At 64.9% G+C, this 20,034-nt stretch carries 19 protein-coding genes and 1 tRNA gene; 9 read left to right on the forward strand and 11 right to left on the reverse strand.

Going from position 1 to position 20,034, the window contains the following annotated elements; genetic code table 11:
- Window positions 1-31: 31 nt before the first annotated feature.
- The 6 genes from IEY58_RS17795 to IEY58_RS17820 all read left to right on the forward strand — a co-directional run bounded on the left by IEY58_RS17795 (window position 32) and on the right by IEY58_RS17820 (window position 4,239).
- Window positions 32-108, forward strand: a tRNA-Pro gene (locus tag IEY58_RS17795).
- A gap of 278 nt (window positions 109-386) precedes the next feature.
- Window positions 387-1,301 (forward strand): protoglobin domain-containing protein, encoded by a 915-nt coding sequence (locus tag IEY58_RS17800; protein WP_229743799.1) that lies wholly within the window; start codon window positions 387-389, stop codon window positions 1,299-1,301.
- 12 nt (window positions 1,302-1,313) lie between these two features.
- Window positions 1,314-1,688 (forward strand): STAS domain-containing protein, encoded by a 375-nt coding sequence (locus IEY58_RS17805; RefSeq protein WP_189048183.1) that lies wholly within the window; start codon window positions 1,314-1,316, stop codon window positions 1,686-1,688.
- Complete coding sequence (locus tag IEY58_RS17810) at window positions 1,669-2,082, forward strand: anti-sigma regulatory factor (protein WP_189048185.1); 414 nt, start codon at window positions 1,669-1,671, stop codon at window positions 2,080-2,082. The genes IEY58_RS17805 and IEY58_RS17810 overlap by 20 nt, the downstream gene beginning before the upstream one ends.
- A 1-nt stretch (window position 2,083) precedes the next feature.
- Window positions 2,084-2,704 carry a SpoIIE family protein phosphatase gene (locus tag IEY58_RS17815; RefSeq protein ID WP_189048187.1) on the forward strand — a complete coding sequence of 207 codons (621 nt, stop codon included), beginning with the start codon at window positions 2,084-2,086 and terminating at the stop codon, window positions 2,702-2,704.
- Entirely contained in the window at window positions 2,704-4,239 is a 1,536-nt protein-coding gene (locus tag IEY58_RS17820) for an ATP-binding protein (protein ID WP_189048189.1), read from the forward strand. Before IEY58_RS17815 ends, IEY58_RS17820 begins: the two co-directional genes overlap by 1 nt.
- Window positions 4,240-4,257: 18 nt before the next feature.
- Here IEY58_RS17820 and IEY58_RS17825 read toward each other — a convergent pair whose 3' ends face one another.
- Together IEY58_RS17825 and IEY58_RS17830 are read right to left on the reverse strand one after the other, a co-directional pair.
- A complete protein-coding gene (locus tag IEY58_RS17825) occupies window positions 4,258-4,869 on the reverse strand; it encodes a GNAT family N-acetyltransferase (RefSeq protein ID WP_189048191.1) in 612 nt (203 codons plus the stop codon).
- Between the two features lie 28 nt (window positions 4,870-4,897).
- The gene (locus tag IEY58_RS17830) at window positions 4,898-7,267 is read right to left on the reverse strand and encodes an Orn/Lys/Arg family decarboxylase (RefSeq protein ID WP_189048193.1); all 2,370 of its coding nucleotides are present in this window, start codon (window positions 7,265-7,267) and stop codon (window positions 4,898-4,900) included.
- 304 nt (window positions 7,268-7,571) lie between these two features.
- Here IEY58_RS17830 and IEY58_RS17835 point away from each other — a divergent pair, with 304 nt between their 5' ends.
- The gene (locus IEY58_RS17835) at window positions 7,572-8,057 is read left to right on the forward strand and encodes an adenosine-specific kinase (protein ID WP_189048195.1); all 486 of its coding nucleotides are present in this window, start codon (window positions 7,572-7,574) and stop codon (window positions 8,055-8,057) included.
- A 459-nt stretch (window positions 8,058-8,516) separates the two neighbouring features.
- Here IEY58_RS17835 and IEY58_RS17840 read toward each other — a convergent pair whose 3' ends face one another.
- The 3 genes from IEY58_RS17840 to IEY58_RS17850 all read right to left on the reverse strand — a co-directional run bounded on the left by IEY58_RS17840 (window position 8,517) and on the right by IEY58_RS17850 (window position 11,503).
- Window positions 8,517-10,271, reverse strand: a complete 1,755-nt coding sequence (locus IEY58_RS17840; RefSeq protein ID WP_189048197.1) for an ATP-dependent nuclease — start codon at window positions 10,269-10,271, stop codon at window positions 8,517-8,519.
- A 265-nt stretch (window positions 10,272-10,536) separates the two neighbouring features.
- The gene (locus IEY58_RS17845; RefSeq protein ID WP_189048199.1) at window positions 10,537-11,016 is read right to left on the reverse strand and encodes a hypothetical protein; all 480 of its coding nucleotides are present in this window, start codon (window positions 11,014-11,016) and stop codon (window positions 10,537-10,539) included.
- 7 nt (window positions 11,017-11,023) lie between these two features.
- Entirely contained in the window at window positions 11,024-11,503 is a 480-nt protein-coding gene (locus IEY58_RS17850; RefSeq protein WP_189048201.1) for a group III truncated hemoglobin, read from the reverse strand.
- A gap of 133 nt (window positions 11,504-11,636) precedes the next feature.
- Here IEY58_RS17850 and dinB point away from each other — a divergent pair, with 133 nt between their 5' ends.
- Window positions 11,637-12,740, forward strand: a complete 1,104-nt coding sequence (dinB, locus tag IEY58_RS17855) for a DNA polymerase IV (protein ID WP_189048203.1) — start codon at window positions 11,637-11,639, stop codon at window positions 12,738-12,740.
- 73 nt (window positions 12,741-12,813) lie between these two features.
- Window positions 12,814-13,287: an RrF2 family transcriptional regulator gene (locus IEY58_RS17860; protein ID WP_189048204.1), complete on the forward strand. Its 474-nt coding sequence runs from the start codon at window positions 12,814-12,816 to the stop codon at window positions 13,285-13,287.
- On the opposite strand, the gene IEY58_RS17865 is transcribed toward IEY58_RS17860, so the two are convergent.
- From IEY58_RS17865 to IEY58_RS17890, 6 genes are all read right to left on the reverse strand, one after another.
- Window positions 13,250-14,524: a solute carrier family 23 protein gene (locus tag IEY58_RS17865; protein ID WP_189048206.1), complete on the reverse strand. Its 1,275-nt coding sequence runs from the start codon at window positions 14,522-14,524 to the stop codon at window positions 13,250-13,252. The genes IEY58_RS17860 and IEY58_RS17865 overlap by 38 nt on opposite strands.
- Window positions 14,525-14,818: 294 nt before the next feature.
- Window positions 14,819-15,793, reverse strand: coding sequence for a D-erythronate dehydrogenase (gene denD, locus IEY58_RS17870; RefSeq protein WP_189048208.1), 975 nt, complete (start codon window positions 15,791-15,793; stop codon window positions 14,819-14,821).
- A gap of 113 nt (window positions 15,794-15,906) precedes the next feature.
- On the reverse strand, window positions 15,907-16,506 hold the full coding sequence (locus IEY58_RS17875; RefSeq protein ID WP_189048210.1) for a glutathione S-transferase family protein: 600 nt from the start codon (window positions 16,504-16,506) through the stop codon (window positions 15,907-15,909).
- Between the two features lie 92 nt (window positions 16,507-16,598).
- Entirely contained in the window at window positions 16,599-17,915 is a 1,317-nt protein-coding gene (locus tag IEY58_RS17880; protein WP_189048212.1) for an MFS transporter, read from the reverse strand.
- A 78-nt stretch (window positions 17,916-17,993) separates the two neighbouring features.
- Complete coding sequence (locus tag IEY58_RS17885; protein ID WP_189048214.1) at window positions 17,994-18,929, reverse strand: DUF6282 family protein; 936 nt, start codon at window positions 18,927-18,929, stop codon at window positions 17,994-17,996.
- Window positions 18,930-18,977: 48 nt separating this feature from the next.
- Complete coding sequence (locus IEY58_RS17890) at window positions 18,978-19,898, reverse strand: cupin domain-containing protein (protein WP_189048215.1); 921 nt, start codon at window positions 19,896-19,898, stop codon at window positions 18,978-18,980.
- Between the last annotated feature and the right edge of the window lie 136 nt (window positions 19,899-20,034).

A 20,034-nucleotide genomic window follows, 5' to 3' on the forward strand; every position in this document is an offset into this window, starting at 1 on the left:
GAGCCCTCTATAACGCGGCTCCTGCGGACGGCGGAGTGTAGCTCAGCCTGGTAGAGCACTTGCTTCGGGAGCAAGGGGCCGGAGGTTCGAATCCTCTCACTCCGACCATCGTTCGCATAGAAAAAGGGACTTGGCTCCAATGGGGCCAGGTCCCTTTTTCTATGCGCGGCAACGGCAGTCGGCCGCCTCACCGGACGACGACGCCGGACAACAGCGACGTGCAACGACGCCGTGCAACAACGACGGGGCGGCATCGACGATGCCACACGTCACGATTGCTGACGGCAGCCTAAAACTCGGTCAGTATGAAGCCCGTGTGGGATGCAGCAGACACGGGGACAGAGATGGTTGATGCCAAATTGACCTTGGATCCCAGCGAGAGGCATTTGACGGAAGCGGATCTCGAACGGCGGCGCGCGCTGGTCGGGCTTGAACAGCCGGACATCGCCCGCCTCTCCGCGATCGGCCCGCTGATTACCGACAATGCCGAGAAGATCGCCGCCAGCTTCTTCAATTATCTCTCCCGCATCGACGAGGCGTCGGAGCTGTTCAGGCGCCGCGATTGGCTCGACGAGGCAAAGCGACTCAAGATCGAGCATGTCCGGGCCATGGGCCTCGGCGAATACAGTGCCACCTATCTCGGCCAGCGGGTCCGCCTGGCGCAGCTCTACACGCGCGCCGGCATCACCGTTCAGACCTTCCTCGCCGCCTTTCATCATCTCGTCCAATCGATCGATGCGGAAATCCTGAGCAACCGCGAGCGGCCCGCGCAGGACGCGATCCATGACGTCATGACGTTCAACAAGCTCGCGTTCTTCGACATCACGATCATGGTCGAGGTCATGATCGCCGAGCGCGAGCGGACGATCGCCCTCCAGCAGGAAGCGATCCGGGAACTGTCGACGCCGGTGCTGCAGGTCCGCGACCGTCTGCTGATCCTGCCGATCATCGGCGTGCTGGATTCGCAGCGAGCGAAGCAGCTGACCGAAAGCCTGCTCCATGCGATCCGCACGACGCGCGCCAAGATGGCCGTCATGGACATCACCGGCGTCGCCGCCGTCGATTCCAAGGTGGCGAACCATCTGATGCAGACCGTCGCCGCGGCGCGGCTCATGGGTGCCAAGGTGATCATCACGGGCCTGTCGGCCGACGTGGCGCAGGCGCTCGTGGCGCTGGGCGTGGATCTGGGGCCGCTCAATACGGTGGGCGACCTGCAGGGCGGCCTCGAGGAGGCGGAGGCGCAACTGGGATACAAAGTCGTGCTCAACGGCTCCCCGGTATCGCCGGCCTACGCCCAGTAAGAGGCGGCGATCATGGCCGTTCCTATTATGAAGCAGGGTAACGTGCTCATCGCCTGCGTCCAGGCAGCCTTGAGCGACCGTGACCTCGTGCAGTTGAAGGACGAGCTGGCCTCGCAGATCGGCCGGCTGCGCTCGCGCGGCATCATCATCGACGTCTCGACGCTCGACGTCATGGATTCCTTTGCCACCCGAACCTTGCGCAGCATCGCGCAGACGGCGCGGCTGCGCGGGGCCGAGACCGTCATCGTGGGCATTCAGCCCGACGTGGCGTTCGCCATGGTGCAACTGGGGCTCGCACTGGACGACGTGACCACGGCACTCGATCTCGAGGAGGGGCTTGAGTTGCTGAAGTCTTTGCAAGTCGGCGATGCCCGCCCCGGCGCCTGACGCCTTCGTCGTCCGCGTGGCGGAGGACGTCGACGTGGTCGTGGCGCGCCAGAAAGGCCGCGAGATGGCGCAGCAGCTGGGCCTCGCCGGCACCGATCTGACGCTGATCGCGACCGCGATCTCAGAGATCGCGCGCAACATCGTGAACTACGCCGGCCGTGGCGAGATCCGCTTCGCGCCCACGAAGGCGGGCGGACGCACCGGCATCGAGATCGTGGCGACCGACGAAGGGCCTGGGATCGCGGACATCGAGCTCGCCATGCGCGACGGCTATTCGACCGGCAAGAGCCTGGGCCTCGGCCTGCCGGGCGCCAGGCGCCTGATGGACGAGTTCGCGATCCAGTCCACGGTCGGGTCGGGCACGACGGTCACCATGACGAAATGGATCAAATGACGTGTCGGACGCGTCCAACCTCGCCGGCATCATGGAATGGGGCGTCGCGGCCCGGCCGCTGGCGAGCGAAAGCGTGTCTGGCGATCTGCACCTCGTTCTGCCGGTCGACCGCGGCGTCCTGCTCGCGGTCATCGACGGCCTCGGCCACGGCCCCGAAGCGGCGTTTGCCGCCGAGGCCACGGCAGCGGCCCTGGCCGAAGGGCTGCATCTGCCGCTGGTAGAGCTGGTGCGGCATTGTCATGAACGGCTTCGCAAGACGCGTGGCGTCGTCATGAGTCTCGCGGCCGTCGAGCCGGAGCGAGGCCGCCTCTCCTGGATCGGCGTCGGGAATATCGAAACCGTCCTGTTCCGCGCCGATCCGGCGACCCGGCCCGGCCGCGAAGCGCTCCTGTGCCGCAGCGGCGTCGTGGGCTATCAGCTGCCGCCGCTGCGCCTCTATGAAATGCCGATCTTCGCGGGCGACGTGCTGATGCTCGCGACGGACGGGCTGCACAACAGCTTTTCCGAACGGTCGCCGATCGGCGAGCCCCCGCAGACCGTCGCAACCGACTGTTTGGACCGGTACGGCAAGACGACGGATGATGGCCTGATCCTGGTCGCCCGCTATCTCGGAGCATCCTGATGGAGAGCCTCCAGCAAGAACGCCTCGAGCAATATGCCAAGGCGCTGAGAGCGCACCTGACGGCGCCGGGCGAACTCGAGCTCAACTATGCTTACGAGTTCGGCCGTGTCGCTATGAGCCACGGGCTGGGTGTGCTGGACACGGCGATCCTCTATCACACGGCCCTCAAGGCAGCGACCAAGTCGTTCAGCCGAGCCGCGATCGAGCGTTCGATCGACATGGCGTCGGAGTTCCTGGCCGAGAGCCTGTCGCCGTTCGAGATGCAGCTGCGCGGTTACCAGGAGAGCAACGCGCGCCTGACGGCGGCGAACGAGGCCCTGCAGGCCGCCAACGACCAGCTGGCGCGCCAGGCGATGGAGCTGGCCGCCAACGCTGCCCAGCTGGCGCTCGCCCGCACCACAGCCGAGGCGGCGAGCGAGAGCAAGTCGCAGTTCCTCGCGGTCATGAGCCATGAGCTGCGCACGCCGCTGACCGCGCTCATCGGCTTCTCGGAACTGCTGCTGCAGGAAAACTTCACGCCGGACGAGCTGCGCCGGTATCTCAACCTGCAGTACAACGCCGGCCGCACACTGCTGGCGCTCGTCAACGACATCCTGGATTTCTCCAAGATCGAGGCCGGCAGGCTCGAACTCGAATCGGTGCCGGTCGACCTGCGCGCGATCGTGCGCGACTGCGAAGCGCTGATGCGGCCGGCGGCGACCGCCAAGGGACTGGCGCTCCGCACCCATGTGGACGTGAGCGTGCCGGACTGGCTCGCCAGCGACCCCGTGCGGCTGCGCCAGGTGATCCTCAACCTTCTGACCAACGCCGTGAAATTCACCGACGTCGGCGCGGTCGAGGTCGCGGTCGGCACGGTTCGCGCGACAGACGACAGCAAGGCGCTGCGCATCACGATCGCCGATTCGGGCATCGGTATCAGCGCCGAAGAGCTCGGTCACCTTTTCCAGGCGTTCAGCCAGCTATCGAGCGGGCGGCACACCGGCGGAACCGGGCTCGGCCTTGCCATCTGCCGGCGGCTGGTCGAGGCGATGGGCGGCATCATCGGCGTCGACAGCGCAAAGGGCCGCGGCAGCATCTTCTGGTTCGAAGTGCCGCTGGTCCCGGCCGAAGCCCCGACCGCCACGCCGACGGCGCCCCGCGCCGCCGCGGCCGCGCCGACCCGGCGCCGCGTGCTCGTGGCCGATGACGATATCGTCCTGCAGAGCCTGATCGAGGCGATCCTGGAGAAGGCTGGCCACACCGTCCAAATCGTCGATAACGGCGAGGAAGCGGTCCGCGCCATGACCACCGCAGGCCCCTACGATGTGCTGGTCATCGACATCCAGATGCCGGTCATGGACGGGATCGAGGCCATCCGGCGGATCCGCGCGGCAGAAGCCGCCGCCCCCGGAGCCAGCCCCGTGCCGATCATCGCCTTGACCGCGACCGCGACGGTCGGGGAGCGGGAGCGCTGCCTCGCGGCCGGTGCCAGCGGCTTCCTCGCCAAGCCGTTCGATCTGGAGCTGCTCGTCCAGGCGGTGTCGGCCGAGGCATAGCCGCCGGGCGATCCTCCGCTACTCGTCGGTCCCGTCGCCCGCCGGCGACGACGGTGCCTCGGCGACGGCGGCCTCGGACCAGACGCCCGGCGGCGTCGTGGCACCGGCACCCAACGCGCGCTGCACGATGACGCTGTCGACCCACTGGCCGAACTTGAAGCCCACCGCCGGCAGCACGCCGACGCGAGTGAAGCCCAGGTTCTCGTGCAGCCGGAGCGACGCCTGGTTGGCCGGGTCGATATAGGCCACGAGCTGGCGATAGCCCGCGGCGGCGCACGCATCCATGAGTGCGGGCAGCAGCGTCCGCCCGATGCCGCAGTTCACGAACTGATGGTGGATATAGATCGAGTGCTTGAGCGTGTAGCGGTAGGCCGGGCGCTTGCGGAACGGCACGGCATAGGCATAGCCCGCGACCACGCCCTCGACCTCCGCCACCAGATGCGGCAGCCGGTGCTTGCGCATGTTCTTGCGCCGGCGCCGGATATCCTCGGCTTCGAGTTGCCCCGCATCGTAGGCGGCGCCGAGATCGCCCAAGCCCGTCGAGATATGGTGGTGATAGATCGCCAACATGGCCGGCACGTCCGCATCGGACGAGGCGCGGACGAGGATCTTGAACGGCGTGGACTGCATACGGAGCTCCGATTATTCCCGCGCCCGGTTACTCGCGCGCAACGTAGGTATAGAAGCGGACCGAGCCGTCGGCCGCCACCTCGCGGAACACGCCCTGGATCTCGGCCTCGAACCCCGGGAACAGATTGGCGCTGCGCTCGAACATCTTCAGATAGTCCAGCATCGGCTTTGCCCGGTCGTCGAGCCGTTCGCCCGGCACGATGGTCGCGATGCCGGGGGGATAGACGACAAAGAGCGTCGTGGCAATGCGCCCCTCGACCTCGTCGATCGGCAGATAGTCGACCTTGTTGCGGGTGAGCTGCCGCACCGCCTCGTGCGGCGGCATGACCATGTGCGGCATATGCTCCGGCGCGAACTGCTTGCGCTGCAGCGCGCTCACGCCGGCCGCGCGATAGAACTCGTGCATCTCGGTGCAGAGGTCGCGCAGCCGCTTGCCGCTGTAGCGTGCCGGACGGCGGCGGACGAATTCCGGGATGACGTCGTCGAGCAGCGCATTATCGTCGTAGCGCCGCTTGAAGTTGACGAGCGTGCTGAGCAACGTGCCGGCCTTGCTCGCCTCGACGCCCGGCGTCAGCAGGAACAGGAGCGAGTTCAGGTCGTTCTTTTCCGGTACGACCCGGTTCTCGCGCAGGAACTGGGCGACGACCGGCGCCGGGATGCCGAAGCGGTCGTATTCCCCCGTGGCCCGGTCGAAGCCCGGCGTCAGCAGGGTGAGCTTGTTCGGATCGGTCATGGCCTGGCGCGGGCCGACATGGGTGAAGCCGTGCCACTTGGCACCCGGCGTCAGCGCCCAGAAGCGCGGATTGCTCGCGAGCCCGTCGGTCGGCACCAGCTCCCACGGCAGCTCCCGCCGCTCCTCGCCGCCTGGGCCGCCCGCGGCCTCCGTCACCTCGACCATGTCCGGCACGAACGGGTCGAAGAACCAGCGCCGGTCCGGGTCGCGCTCCTTCTCCTCGAACTCGCGGCGGATCGCCCGGATCTTCTTCCGGAGCTCGATGCCGAGCCGGATCGTGTCGTCCCACAGCACCTCGCCCTGGCGGCCGCGCATCATCTGCGCGCCGACGTCGAGCGAGGCGAACAGCGGATAGAACGGCGAGGTCGAGGCGTGGATCAGGAAGAACTCGTTGAACCGGCGATGCTCGACCCGCCGGTCCTGCCCCTTGATGTGGCTGTCCTTCACGTGGATCTGCGAGGCTTGGGAGAAACTCGCGAGCTGCTTGTGGGTCGACTGCGTCGCGATGATGCCGGGCGCGTCCGCGCCCAGCGTCTTCAGGCCCATGGCGAAGCAGCCGGCATAGAGCGGGTGGAACTTCATGAAGCCCGCCCAGGCCTCGTCGAACAGAATGTAATCGCACAGATGACCGATGGCGTTGAGGATCGCCTCGGCATTGTAGATCGTGCCGTCGTAGGTGCATTCCTCGATGACCGCGACGCGGAACGGCCGCGGCCGGCGCCAGGCTTCGGGATCCTTGACCAGCGGGTTGGTGCGGATCTTCTCGCGGATCGCCGCCTCGTCGAGCGCCTCGCGATAGATCGGCCCGATGAGCCCATGGGCGTTGCGGTTCGTCTCGAGGAAGATCGGGATGCCGCCGCCCAGGAGCAGCGCGCCGTGATGCGCCGCCTTGTGGTTGTTGCGGTCGAACAGCACGAGGTCGTCCTCAGCGACGAGCGCGCTCAGCACGATCTTGTTGGAGGACGACGTGCCGTTCAGCACGAAATAGGTCTTCTCGGCGCCGAAGATCTTCGCCGCCTCCTTCTGCGCCTTGAGCGCCGGCCCCTCATGGGTCAGGAGGTCGCCCAGCTCCAGCACCGAATTGTCGAGATCGTCGCGGAACACGGCCTCGCCCAGATGCTCGACGAAGATACGGCCGATCGGGCTGCGGTTGTAGAACATGCCGCCGTTGTGGCCGGGGCACGTCCACATCTGGTTGCCTTCCTCGGCATAGTCGACGAGCTCGCCGAAGAATGGCGTCTTCAAGGTCTCGGCATATTGCTTCATGCGGCTGACGAGCGACTTGGCGATGAATTCCGGCGTCTCCTCAGCCAGGAAGACATAGCCGTCGATGAAATCCATGATCTCGACCGGGATATCCTCGAAGCGCTTGCGGCGCACCAGGATGACGATCGGGATCTCGAGGCCGCGCCGGCGCATCAGGTTGATGAGCGCGGTGGTCTTGCCGGCGAGCCCGTCCTTCTTGCCCCAGTCGACCAGCACGCAGCCGATCGCCGCATCGGTCTGCACCGCGATCTCCGCGTCCTCGACGCGTGGTGCCCGCACGACCTCGAAGCCCAACCGCTCGACTTCGCTGGTAATTTGCTGCACCCGGTTCCCTTCGAGATCGTCCGCATTGAACGACGGGGCACAGACCAGAAGGGTAAATCGCCGGAAGAAGTCCATGGCTTCGGATTCCCAGGCTGGAGAGACGACGGCTAGAGGAAACGATCCGCGGCGCCCGCAGGATCCAAGCGCGCTCTGCTCGGCGACCCACAGGTTCGGAATCGGGGGGAGAATGACCCAGCCGGCCGGGTTTTAGAAGCCCTGATGCGGGGTTTCCGGCAGGTTGTCCGCGAATTGGGGCGCCAGGGCGAAACCCGATCAGCATCGGTTGCCATGGAGCGAAATCGGCCGCCTGTGGCGGCTTGCAATCACCTTCTGGCGGCCTACTATGGACCCGTGTCGCTCATCCTGCAGGAGAGCAGCCATGGACCTCACCGTGGTGCCGATCGTCAAGCCGGACGCGGCCAACTTCATCTTCGGCCAGTCGCATTTCATCAAGACCGTGGAAGACATCCACGAGGCGCTGGTCGGCGCGGTTCCAGGCATCCGCTTCGGGCTGGCCTTCTGCGAGGCTTCCGGCAAGCGGCTCGTGCGCTGGTCGGGCAATGACGAAGCCGCCATCGCCCTCGCCCGCGACAACGCGCTCGCCATCGGCGCCGGCCACACCTTCCTGATCTTCCTCGGCGACGGGTTCTTTCCCGTGAACGTGCTGGCGCACGTGCGCGCGGTGCCGGAGGTCTGCCGCATCTATTGCGCGACGGCCAACCCGACTGAGGTGATCGTCGCGCAAACGGAACAGGGCCGCGGCGTGCTGGGCGTGGTGGACGGCGCCTCGCCGCTGGGCATCGAAACCGACGCCGACATCGCGTGGCGCAAGGACCTGCTGCGAAAGATCGGCTACAAGCTGTAGCGGCTGGATGAAGTCAGGCCGGCTATCCAGCGGCAGTCGAGGAAATCCCGAAAGCGGACATGGGCTTGCGCGGGACCGAGTGGCAGGCGTGGGTGGTCGTGTGAAAACGTCGCACCGCAACGGCAATAAGCAATTAAGCGTCCCCGCGGCACTTCGCCTTGAATCTTTCGCAATGCCGCAACCCCAGCCACCGACGGACTATTGCGCGGCGATCTTCGAAATCGCGTTTCTACACAGCCTCGGTGGTTTTCGGTCGGTCTCAGTCCGGGTTGAATGCGCCGAAGTCGGTGATTCGGTTTAGGGTTGGGATAGGCGTAAGGGAAATGGCCGCCCTGAGTTAATTGACTCAGGACAGCCGGCTACGAAATACCCACTAATGCTTTTACCTTGAAAGATGAATCAGGCCGCCGTCAGTTACTTCCTCCGTCGAAGACTCTCTAGCTTTCTTCCCGACGTTGCTCAAGGCCTCCCATGAGTGGCCCGTTCCCAAAGCTTCCTAACGAAATCCCGAGCCTCTTTAAGCTCCTCGTCGGTTTCTAGATTCCGCTCCTCAAGAACCTTTTCGACGAATCCGGGACCGTGCGATCCGATGCTGCGGCAGAAGCCTTCAATCTCGCCAACAGGAACCATCCAAAGGCCAAGGACTGCGCATTTTTCATGTAACTGGTCAAATTGTCTTGTCACTTCACCGCTCGGCAGCGCCATGCGGCCGCTCTGCTTTAAAGCACTCCAAGGTGATATAGTCTTGAATATCCTCTTTATATTATTTTCCTTATCTGAAGGAAATTCACCCACTCCCGTCATGCCATCGATTTCTTTGGCAATCATGCTCGTCACTTGACCAGCATTCAAGGGCGGTCTTTGCGAGATCACGGCATCCGAGATGGCTTTCCAATGTGAGCGAATGTCAGGCCAATTACCTCCAAGGCTCTCGATAAGTCTTTTGAAGGTGTTCTCTTCGTTCAAAACGTCAATGTCAGCGACAACCGACACGGGCACGTCCAGCGCGCGCAATGTATCCGCCAATTTCGCCATGCGGTGCTTGCCCGCAGTATGAACAAATAGGACATCGGGTCGCCGATCACTGGAAATCGAACGCAGACTGAGAATGGACTGATAGAACATGCAATCCGCATCCGATTCGCAGATGATGACATGCTCAAAGAATATACCATCGAAAACACGCGAAAAATGAGTCAAAGTGTCTTTTGAAATAGCTTGCGTTTGATCTTTCCCAAGTTCCTTAACACGGTTTACTTTACCGTCCCGCCTTAGTCGGATGATTCTGACCTTGCTTGAGCCTCCTTCAATGAGCCCGTCGAGAATATCAGCGCTATGTGTGGCAATGAAGAGTTGAGATTCTTCTCGACGACTTTCCGCAATGTACTTACCGAGAAGGCGTGCCTGTGGGGGATGCAAGAAGGCTTCAGGCTCATCCAGAAACTGGATTGAGTGTGTCCTCGCGGCCAGGACATGGAGAAGAACAGCCGCAAAGCTGCGCATCCCATCGCCTTGATTGTCGAGCAGGACATTCGTGCGCTGTAATTCTTCAATAAATTCGCGAGATAGTTCATCCATGCCTGTCTTGAGGACAGGCTTGGTGCCCACATATAGGGGGAAGCTGCTTCCTCCTGCGCGGAACGGCGTTAAATCCTGCCCGAAAGCGTGACGAAACTTTGCGCTAATGTCGGCGGTGAGGTTCTTGTCCATCAGCAACATATGGATCGGGTGAGTCGGCGGGCTCTGGAACAAAGCGATTGCAGGTGCTGCATCAGAGTCCTTTATCCGGGTTTCCGTCGGCAACCGCCTCGCGAAGAACGGAGCGACGGGACGTCGATCACCTACCTGGTCAAAATAATGAAGATTTCGCTCATTGATGTTGTAGCCGATACCGCCGTAATGGGGACTCTCAGCATTACCAGATTTTTGGGAATTTTGTTCAAGGAAGGCTCGCAAGTCGTCAACAGTGCCGGCCTTTCTCGTGGTGGCAGATGTTATGACCACTCCAGGGCGGGGAAAACCTACCCACGACTCAAGCTCTCGCAGCGTAGCGCTTTTTCCAGCATTGTTAGGGCCCACAAAAACCACGATATCGTCCTGATCGAAGGTGAGAATGGTACCATCGGAAAAGGTGATCGATTCGAAGAACAGGGCTGGACGCACCCGCCGTGTCGATGCATCAAGTTCGGTCACGTTCGAGGCTTCCTGAGTCATGTCTTCTCTTCTTGAGCTACCTGTGGGCTTACGGCTCTATATACTTTATTCGATCATATTTTCTATGGTCGATATCGTCGATGGTTGACGTCACCAGACTTCTTGAACGGTAGATTACTGGCACACCAGTTTCGTGGCCACCTACCAGCATGGGTGCTGAACCACCCGCGGTAACGCCAACCGATATCGGCCTTCGAGATCTGGCCGAATTCCACCTTGTGACCAGATAGGCTCGAAACCAGCCAACGGCGATCGGGCTTTCACCTTAAGGAAGAAGCCCCATCCCCGCGCTGCCAGCGACAGCCGCCAGCACCGTCAGCATGCTGACGATGAGCAGCAGCCAATGCAGCCGGTGCAACAGGGCGAAGGTGCGGTCCGGCTCGCTCAAGGCATGCCGATCGAGCCAGCGGTGGAAGATCAGCGGTTCGCCCACGAACAGCACGAACGCGAAGACCGCCCACAGCAGCACCATCGCGTGCATCCACCAGAAGGCGGCGGTCGTGAACCGGTCCCAGAGATCGAGCCGGTCGAGCATGTAGAGGCCGCTCAAGCCCACCACGAGGATGGCGGCGCGCGCCTGCCAGACGAAGCGGCCTTCGATCGCGTGGAACAGCGCGAACCGTTCAGCCGGGTCCCGGACGCGCCGAACGAGCGGCAGCACCACTGTGGTCACGAAGGCAACGCCGCCGATCCAGAGGACGACGGCGGCGACATGGAGTGCCCGGGCGATCGCGACGTCATCCATGCGGGCGTCAATCCTGCGCGGGCGCGGGCTCGTTGCCTCGCCGATAGCGCTCGCCCGTGCCGAGCAGCACGCCATTATTGACCGCGATGCCGAGTTCCAGGCTCTCGGCGATGCGCCGGGCGCGTTCGATGAAATGCTCCGCCGCCTTGGGCGGGCAAAGCTCGCGCGCCGTCGCCTCGAACAGGGCGAGCCAGCGGTCGAAATGGGCGGCATCGATCGGCAGCGGCGCATGGAGCCGCATCGGCTGGCCGTGATAGTCCCCGCTCATGAGTGCCACCGACGACCAGAAGCGCCGCATCTTTTCGAGATGCGGCGGCCAGCTCGCGATCCGGGCGGCGAAGACGGGGCCGAGGATCGCATCCTCGCGCACCCGCGCATAGAAGCCGTCGACGAGGGCCGCGATCATCGCCTCGTCGATGCCGGTCTCGGCCCGGATGCGCTCCGTCACTTCGGCCCGCCGCTCGACGTGGGATGACACGGGAATCATGGTTCGCCTCTTTAAGATATACGCGATCTATATGTTATAGCGCCTATATGTTATGGTATTGCCGAACTTGCAAGAGCTTTCGGCTGACAGCCTTCGTTCACATTTTGTTCCGGCATGCTATAGTGCCGGCACCATGGCCGAGACCGCCGTCCGCAAGATCATCCATGTCGACATGGACGCGTTCTACGCGTCGGTCGAGCAGCGCGACGACCCGGCGCTCCGCGGCCGGCCGGTCGCGGTCGGCTATGGCGCGAAGCGCGGCGTGGTCGCCGCGGCCAGCTACGAGGCGCGCGCCTTCGGCGTGCATTCGGCCATGCCGTCCACGACCGCGCTGCGCAAGTGTCCGGCCCTGATCTTCGTGCCGCCCCGGTTCGAGGTCTATCGGGCGGTGTCGCGCCAGATCCGCGCGATCTTCGCCGACTATACCGAGCTGATCGAGCCCTTGTCGCTCGACGAGGCCTACCTCGACGTCACCGCCAACCGGCGCGGCCTGCCGACCGCCTCGGCCACGGCGGCCGAGATCCGCGCCCGCATCCTGGAGGCGACCGGCCTCACCGCCTCCGCCGGCATCTCCTACAACAAGTTCCTGGCCAAGCTCGCCTCGGACCAGCGCAAGCCGAACGGCCAGTTCGTGATCCCGCCCGAGCATGGCCCCGGCTTCATCGAGGCGCTGCCGGTCAAGAAGTTCCACGGCGTCGGCCCCGTGACCGCCGAGAAGATGAACCGGCTCGGCATCTTCACGGGCGCCGATCTCCGGCGCCAGTCGCTGAGCTTCCTGCAGGAGAAGTTCGGCAAGTCGGGCCCCTGGTACTATGCGATCTCGCGCGCCGAGGACGGCCGTCCCGTCGTGCCGAACCGGCCGCGCAAATCCTCGGGTTCGGAGACGACCTTCGCCCACGACCTGGTCGAGCCGGCCGAGATCGAGGCCGGCGTGCGTCAGATGGCCGAGGAGGTCTGGGACTGGTGCGAGAAGGCGCAGGACTTCGGGCGCACCGTGACGGTGAAGATCAAATATGCCGACTTCCAGCAGGCGACGCGCAGCCGCACGCTCGCAGCGCCGGTCGCCTCTCACGACGGGCTCATCGCGGTCAGCCTCGAGCTTGTCCGCTCGACGCTGCCCACGCCAAAGGGCATCCGGCTGCTCGGCGTCACGGTCTCGAACTTTGCCGCCTCGAACCTCGATCGGGCCGACGGCGCCGAGACCGATCAGCTCGATCTCGATCTGGGGCGCGCTTGAAGGCGGCATTGCTTGATTGCCGGCGCGCGATCGCCAATTAATACATCCAAGATATAGTTTTCGGCCGATCCTGATGAAACTGAACCTGCAGACGGACTACGCGCTTCGCGTCCTGATCTATGTCGGCGCGAAGGATGAGGCGCTCTCGACCATCCAGGAGATCGCCGATGCCTTCGCGATCTCGAAGGCGCATCTCATGAAGGTGGTGCATCGGCTGGGCAAGGCCGGCTATCTCGACACGATCCGCGGCAAGCACGGCGGCATGCGCTTGAAGCGCCGGCCGGAGACGATCCGGATCGGCGATGTCGTGCGCAGCATCGAGGAGGACCTGGCGGTCATCGGCTGCCTTGGCGAGGAACGGTTCTGCCGGATCCAGGGGCCGTGCGTGCTGACCCACGCGCTCTATGACGCGACGCAGGCGTTCCTGGCCGTGCTCGACGGATACACGCTCACCGACCTGCTGGCGCCGCGCACGGCGCTCAGCTCCCTGCTCGGCATCACGCCCCCCATCATGCCGGGCGACGCCGCAGCAGCTGGTAGAGGATGATCGCGCCGAACGTCGCGGTGCCGATGCCGCCCAGCGAGAAGCCGCCGAGCTTGAGCGCCAGGTCGCCGGCGCCGAGCGTCAGGCCGACGCCGGCCGTGACGAGATTGCGCGCCTCGGCGAAGTCGACGCGGTTCTCGACCCAGATGCGGCCGGCCGTGGCACCGATCAGGCCGAACACGACGATCGAGAGCCCGCCCAGCACAGGCCCCGGGATGGTGAGGATGAGCGCGCCGAATTTCGGCGAGAAACCCAGCACGATCGCGATGGCCGCCGCGACGACGAAGACCAGCGTCGAATAGATCCGCGTCACCGCCATGACGCCGATATTCTCGGCATAGGTCGTCACACCCGTGCCGCCGCCCAAGGCCGCCACCATGGTCGCAATGCCGTCGCCCAGGAACGCCCGGCCGATATAGCCGTCGAGGTTGCGGCCGGTCATGGCGCTGACCGCCTTCAGATGGCCGAGATTTTCCGCGACGAGCACGATCGCGACCGGCGCGATCAGTACCATCGCCTGCCCGTCGAAGCGGGGGGCCGTGAGGTTGGGTGCGCCGAACCAGGCGGCGGCGGCAACGGGCGCGAAATCGATCGGCGGGCCGAAGCCGAGACCGTTCGCCAGCAGCACATAGACGGCGTAGGCCGCAAGCCCGCCCAAGAGGATCGGCAGGCGGCGCCAGTTGCCCCGGGCATGGACCGCGACCATGGCGACCGCGGCCACGGTCAGGAGCCCGATCGCGGTCGCGAAGCCCGAGCCGGAGATGCCCTTGATCGCGATCGGCGCCAGGTTGAGCCCGATGGCACCGACGATCGTGCCGGTCACGACCGGCGGCATGATCGTCTCGATCCAGCGATGGCCCATGAGCGCCACGACAAGGCCGATGGCACCATAGACGAGGCCGCAGGCGAAGATGCCGCCGAGCGCCACGCCGATGTTCGCATTGGGACCGTGGCCGCCATAGCCGGTCGCGGCCAGCACCACAGCGATGAAGGCGAAGCTCGAGCCCAGATAGCTCGGCACCCGTCCGCCCACGACCACGAAGAAGATGAGCGTGCCGATGCCCGAGAACAGGATCGCCGTGTTCGGGTCGAACCCCATCAAGAGCGGTGCGAGCACGGTCGCACCGAACATGGCGACGACATGCTGCAGCCCGAGCGCCAGCGTCTGCCCCCACGGCAGCCGCTCCTCCGGACCGACCACGCCGTCGGTCACCACTTGCCAGTCCGGTAGGTAGCCCATATCGCCCCCCTGCTCATCCCCTAGGGAAACTGTGGGGCAGCCGCCGGGCGATTTGCAACCGGTCCGGGTGAGGGCGAAGCCCAGACGGAGATCCAGAGCCGCGCGCTCCAGCGATCGAGGAAAAGTAAGGCTTTCCTCCGGCCGCCAAAATCTTTGCGGCAACCCTGGATCCCCGCCTGCGCGGGGATGACGGTGATTGGAGTGGGAGGAGAGTCTTAAACCCCTCTTTCCATTAAATATTCCGTCATTCCCGCGTAGGCGGGAATCCAGGGGCGAGCGATCGGTGCCTAAGGCCTACTTGCCGAGTTCGTCCTGCTGGTAGATGCGGATGATCTCCTCGAAGCTCGAGTCCGGCTTGAAGCCGAACTCGAGGGCGCGCGCGGGGTCGAAGTTGCGTGACCAGCCGGCGACGATGCCGCGGATGGTCTCGTCCGGCACCTCGCGGATGAGCTTGACCGCCGCCTCGCCCGCGACCTTCCTCAGCGCCTCGATCTGTTCTGCGACCGTGACCGAGATGCCGGGCATGGTGAGATTGCGGCGCGGGCCGACCTTGGCCAGATCGATCCCGGCCGCATGCAGCAGGAAGCCCACGGCCGCCCGCGGCGAGGCGTGCCAATGGCGCACGTCGCGGTCGACCGGCAGGATCGCTGCCTCACCGTTCAACGGCTCGCGGATGATGCCGGAGAAGAAGCCGGAGGCCGCCTTGTTCGGCTTGCCGGGGCGGACGCAGATCGTCGGCAGGCGGATGCCGATGCCGTCGACGAAGCCCTTCCTGGAATAGTCGGCCAGCAACAGCTCGCAGATCGCCTTCTGCGTGCCGTAGCTGGTGAGCGGCGTCGTGAAGAACTCGTCATGGATCGCATCCGGGAACGGCGCCCCGAACACGGCGATCGACGAGGTGAAGACGAGGCGCGGCTTGTAGCCCTGGCCGATCTGGCGGATCGACTCCAAGAGCAGCCGCGTGCCGTCGAGATTGATGCGGTAGCCCTTGTCGAAATCGGCCTCTGCCTCGCCCGAGACGATGGCGGCCAGATGGAAGATCACGTCGGGCCGGCTCTGCACCAGCTCGTCGGTCAGGCCCGGCACGGAGAAGTCGCCGGCAATGCTCTTGGTCGCAAACGGCGCCCCCGCCGGCGCCGTCGGCTCGACGATGTCCTGCAGCACCAGCCGGTCGATCTTGCGGCCCGCGACCGTGCCATCCTTCGCCAGCCGCTCCGCCAGCTTGCGGCCGATCATGCCGGCGCCACCGATAATCAGAACCTCGGTCATTCCCGATTTCCCTCCCGCATCTTGTTGCATGGCGAGCCTAATGGCCTTGGTGCCGATACGGAAGCGTGCGCGACGATCGATCGCGTCAGGCCGCGCTCGGGCGGGCGGGCTCGCTACGACCGGCCGTAGGGGCAGTGCGGCCGGGCGAGCAGGCGGTCGAGGTAGGCTTCAAGATGCGGCAGGCCGGCCGTCAGCTCCCGCCTCGTCGCCCAGTGCAGCGCATAGCCGGCAAAAATGTCGGTCACGGAAAAGCGTTCCTCGACCAGCCAGGTCCGGCCGGCGAGATGCGCTTCGAACACGCCGAGCGCGCGCTTGGCTTCGCGGTCGTTCTGCTCGAACACCGCCGGCACCCGCTCCGCTTCCGGATAGAGGAAGGTGTTGCGGGCGCTGTGCCAGAGCGGCGCCTCCAGCTCGGAGAGGGTGAAGGCGACCCATTGGTCGTGGAGCGCGCGGCCCCAGGTTCCGGCAGCCGGAATGAGGCCCCGTTCCGGATGGCTGTCGGCCAGCCAGTTGCAGATGGCCGCGGACTCGTAGAGCGGCCGGCCGTCGTCCCGGATCGCCGGCACCTTGGCAAGCGGGTGGATCGCGCGCAGGCCCGGATGCGAAAAGACCTCGCGCCCCTCGATGCTCTCGAACGGCAGATCCAGTTCCAGCAAGGTCCAGCGAACCCGGGCAGACCGGACCGACTTCAATTCGTAGAGGATGATCGACATTGCAGCCTCCTTGGGTGTTGGCAATATCCCAAGGACGCGGCAGGGGCGCCGATTTCGACAGGCCCCACAAATTTATTTTGCGGAGCGAAGATTCAGTCGCGAACCTGTGCCAGGTTGCGGAAACGTACCGGTTCGTCGTCCGTCTGGTCGAGGCCGCCGTCCGGGACCTCGTTCAGGTCCCGTCCCTTTGTCTCCGGCAGCAGGCTGATCGCCAGGAAGACGAAGAGATAGGCACTGACCGCGGTCATCCCCATGGCATCGCGCAACGGCAGCAACCCGCCGCCGCTCAGGATGCCGACGACGGTCGGGAAGAACGCGCCCACGCCGCGGCCGAAATTATAGGAGAAGCCCTGCCCGTTGCCGCGGATCGAGCTCGGGAACAGCTCGGTGAAATAGGGGCCGAGCGCGCTGTAGATGCCGAGGGCGGCGAAGCCCAGGACAAAATCGAGCGCATACATCAGCCCGGCCGCCTGCGGCAGGTAGAGGAAGGCCGGGATCGCCAGCCAGTTGAGGAGCGCGAAGAGCACGAAATTGCGCCGCCGGCCGACGGCATCGCAGAAATATGCCGCAGAGATATAGCCGGCGAAGGAGCCGACGGTGAGCACGAACATATGGTAGCCGACCGCGACCGTGGAGATGTCCCGCGCGGTCTTGAGGAAGGTCGGCAGCCAGATGATGATCGAAAAGCCGCCGGCCTGTACGCCCAGCGCCAGCAGCGAGGTCAGCACGGTGACGCGCAGAAAGCGCGGATGGAAGATCATGAACGGGCTGACGTTCGCCTCGCCCGTCAAGGCGCGCGCCCGTTTCGCCGAGAGAAACACCTGAGGCTCGGGTACGCCGCGGAGCGCCAGGAAGACGAAGAGTGCCGGTGCGGCGCCGAGCCAGAACATCCAGCGCCAGGCCGTGGCGTCCGGCAGGGTGGCGAACAGGGCCGATGACATGAGTGCCGCCAGCGCATAACCGATCGCATAGGCGCTCTGCACCGTGCCGACCGCCTTGCCGCGATACTCCGGCCGGATGATCTCGCCCATCAGCACCGAGCCCGCCGCCCATTCGCCGCCGAAGCCGATGCCGGACAGGATACGGGCACCCAGCAATTCGCCGAAGGAATTGCAGAAGCCGCTCAGCACCGTGAAACCTACGAACCAGGCGATCGCCAGCTTCATCACGCGCACCCGGCCGATCCGGTCGCACAGGATGCCGGCGAGCCAGCCGCCGGCCGCAGACGAGATCAGCGCCGAGGTGCCGAGCAGGCCGGCCTCGGCCCGGGTCATGTGCCACGCCGCGATGAGCGTCGGGATGAGGAAGCTGTAGAGTTGTGTGTCGAGCGCATCCACCGCCCACCCGCCGAAGCAGGCGTAAAGCGTCCGCTTCTCCGTGCCGTCGAGCCGGCTGTACCAAGTGAACATGGTTCCTCCCTGGCCGCTATTTTCTTTGTGATCAGCCTGAGCTTTTTCTGTGTCTTATCGGCTCAGGCTGAATACTGATCAATTCTCGACGGCTGCCTCGAGCCCGAGCACCTGCGTCGTATTCGTCGACACCATCTTGTGGATGTCCTCGTCCGAATAACCGAGTTCCATGCACAGTGAGACGCCGCGGCGGAACCCTTCGAGCGGGCTGAAGACGCCGACCTGGCCCAGGTCCGAGCACAGGATGGTCCGGTCGACGCCGGCCGCATCGATCTGCAGGCGCAGATCCTCCGCCGTCCGCGTCTTGAACTTCGAACCCTCGAGGAACATGCAGAGCGAATGCTCGACCGTGGCGCCCATGGTCGCGATCCCCTGCACGTCGTTCAGGCTCGCGTCGACGATGTCTTCCGGATGGGTGAAGATCAGGCGCTTGACGCCGCGCCGCTGCGCCTCCTCGAAGACGAGCCAGGTCTCGCTGACATGAAGGTGGCCGCTCGCCAGCACCATGTCGTTCTTCGCGATGACGTCGAGCACTTCCTTGACCTCATCCAGCACCGCCCGGTTCGCGTCCAGCACCGGCACGGGGCTCGCCGGGCGCATCTTCTGCGTCGACGCCGGATGGACCCAACCGGCCGTCTTTTCCCAGCGCAGATGGTTTTCCGCAGCGAGCGTCGGCATCCAGACGATCTTGCCGCCCATCGCCGCCGTATGCTCGACGGCATAGGGGTTGATGCCGCCCACGACGTTGTTGAGCACGATGCTCGAATAGATCTTCGTCGGCAGTTCCGGATGATGCTTGCTGATGAGCGCCGCGGTCGCGACGCCCGCATAGTCGTGGTCCTTCGTCACCACGGCGGCAAAGCCGGCGCCAGACATTTCGCGGACGAGTTCCAGATGATCGATACCGCGCGGCGCGATCGACGGGCCGCTGTGGACATGCGGATCGATCGCACCCTGGAGAATGGCGTCGATGCGCGCCGCTCTGCCGTCGGCCTTCGGGCTCACTGCTTGCATGATTTCAATCCTGTTCCATGTTGCTCGGGCGTCTCGCGCGCATCTCGGCTACGCCGCCGCGTTGGAGCTTTCGCTCGGCATCGGATAGTCGGTGTGGTTCAGCACCCAGCCCGGCTTCAGCGAGAAATCGCGGCGCGGCGGGCAGAAGATGTCGACGAGCTGGTTGATGCCCTCGAGCATCCCGCGCGAGGTGTGGATGGCCGGCGGCGGAATCACCATGGCCGAGGGCGCGGCGCAGTATTCGTGCAGATCGTCGCGCCAGTTGTTGAGGTTCGTCGTCCACGGCCAGCGCAGGTGATGGGTGAACGCGCCCTCGAGCGCCAGCGAGATCTGCTCGAAATCATCATGGTGGTGCGGCGACAGCTTGGTGACGTCGCGCGGCCCCGATTGCGGCGGCAGGAAATTGACCATGAGGGTCGAGCCGCGCCAGATGCGGCCGAACCGGCCGGGCTCGTCGGGCACGTCGAGCGAATAGGCATGCACCCGGCGCCCCGCCGCCGCGTCCGGCCATGGCGCGAACGGCGCGATATTGGGCTGCGGCGTCCGATAGGCGGCGGCATTGACGCATTTCGCCGCGAGATCCTCGGCACGCGCGGTCAGCAGGCGGACGACCGGGCCGGCGCCTGAGATACGGATCTCGCTGGCACCGGGCGGAACGAAGGCGATCGAATAGCCCGCGACCGCGATGCGGCCGTCCGGCGTCAGGATCTCGGCACTGACGCCAGCCTCCGGCAGCAGCAGGACATATTCGTCCGGCTGTGCGGACCGGACGAAGTGTGCGCCATCCCGCGCCTCCGTATAGGCGACCACGCAATTCTGGCTGCGGATGAACCAGGTCCGGCCGTTGGCGTCATCCTCCTGCGGCGCCGTCTCATAGAACTTGCCGCATTCGGCGCCGGCGAATTGCGTCGGCGCCGGCCTATCGGCCGCCGATGCCAGCGTCGAGCGCGGGTCCGAACTGTCGTACATGGCGCACTCCCTCGATGATCCGACGCAGCCGGACCAGCCTGTTTGGCTTGGTTCAGCCGCGTTGTTTCATTAGTTGAAACGATGTTCTAATTATTGTCGGACCGGCCGGAGAGATTTGTCAAGAGTGCGTGTGACC

Origin of the sequence: Aliidongia dinghuensis, assembly GCF_014643535.1 — a bacterium.
Classification (GTDB): domain Bacteria; phylum Pseudomonadota; class Alphaproteobacteria; order ATCC43930; family CGMCC-115725; genus Aliidongia; species Aliidongia dinghuensis.

Bases quoted from the DNA above. Each gene is read 5' to 3' on its own strand.
- IEY58_RS17805 (WP_189048183.1), top strand. From the start codon at position 1,314: ATGGCCGTTCCTATTATGAAGCAGGGTAACGTGCTCATCGCCTGCGTC.
- IEY58_RS17810 (WP_189048185.1), top strand. From the start codon at position 1,669: ATGCCCGCCCCGGCGCCTGACGCCTTCGTCGTCCGCGTGGCGGAGGAC.
- IEY58_RS17820 (WP_189048189.1), top strand. From the start codon at position 2,704: ATGGAGAGCCTCCAGCAAGAACGCCTCGAGCAATATGCCAAGGCGCTG.
- IEY58_RS17825 (WP_189048191.1), bottom strand. From the start codon at position 4,869: ATGCAGTCCACGCCGTTCAAGATCCTCGTCCGCGCCTCGTCCGATGCG.
- IEY58_RS17830 (WP_189048193.1), bottom strand. From the start codon at position 7,267: ATGGACTTCTTCCGGCGATTTACCCTTCTGGTCTGTGCCCCGTCGTTC.
- IEY58_RS17835 (WP_189048195.1), top strand. From the start codon at position 7,572: ATGGACCTCACCGTGGTGCCGATCGTCAAGCCGGACGCGGCCAACTTC.
- IEY58_RS17840 (WP_189048197.1), bottom strand. From the start codon at position 10,271: ATGACTCAGGAAGCCTCGAACGTGACCGAACTTGATGCATCGACACGG.
- IEY58_RS17845 (WP_189048199.1), bottom strand. From the start codon at position 11,016: ATGGATGACGTCGCGATCGCCCGGGCACTCCATGTCGCCGCCGTCGTC.
- IEY58_RS17850 (WP_189048201.1), bottom strand. From the start codon at position 11,503: ATGATTCCCGTGTCATCCCACGTCGAGCGGCGGGCCGAAGTGACGGAG.
- dinB (WP_189048203.1), top strand. From the start codon at position 11,637: ATGGCCGAGACCGCCGTCCGCAAGATCATCCATGTCGACATGGACGCG.
- IEY58_RS17860 (WP_189048204.1), top strand. From the start codon at position 12,814: ATGAAACTGAACCTGCAGACGGACTACGCGCTTCGCGTCCTGATCTAT.
- IEY58_RS17865 (WP_189048206.1), bottom strand. From the start codon at position 14,524: ATGGGCTACCTACCGGACTGGCAAGTGGTGACCGACGGCGTGGTCGGT.
- denD (WP_189048208.1), bottom strand. From the start codon at position 15,793: ATGACCGAGGTTCTGATTATCGGTGGCGCCGGCATGATCGGCCGCAAG.
- IEY58_RS17875 (WP_189048210.1), bottom strand. From the start codon at position 16,506: ATGTCGATCATCCTCTACGAATTGAAGTCGGTCCGGTCTGCCCGGGTT.
- IEY58_RS17880 (WP_189048212.1), bottom strand. From the start codon at position 17,915: ATGTTCACTTGGTACAGCCGGCTCGACGGCACGGAGAAGCGGACGCTT.
- IEY58_RS17885 (WP_189048214.1), bottom strand. From the start codon at position 18,929: ATGCAAGCAGTGAGCCCGAAGGCCGACGGCAGAGCGGCGCGCATCGAC.
- IEY58_RS17890 (WP_189048215.1), bottom strand. From the start codon at position 19,898: ATGTACGACAGTTCGGACCCGCGCTCGACGCTGGCATCGGCGGCCGAT.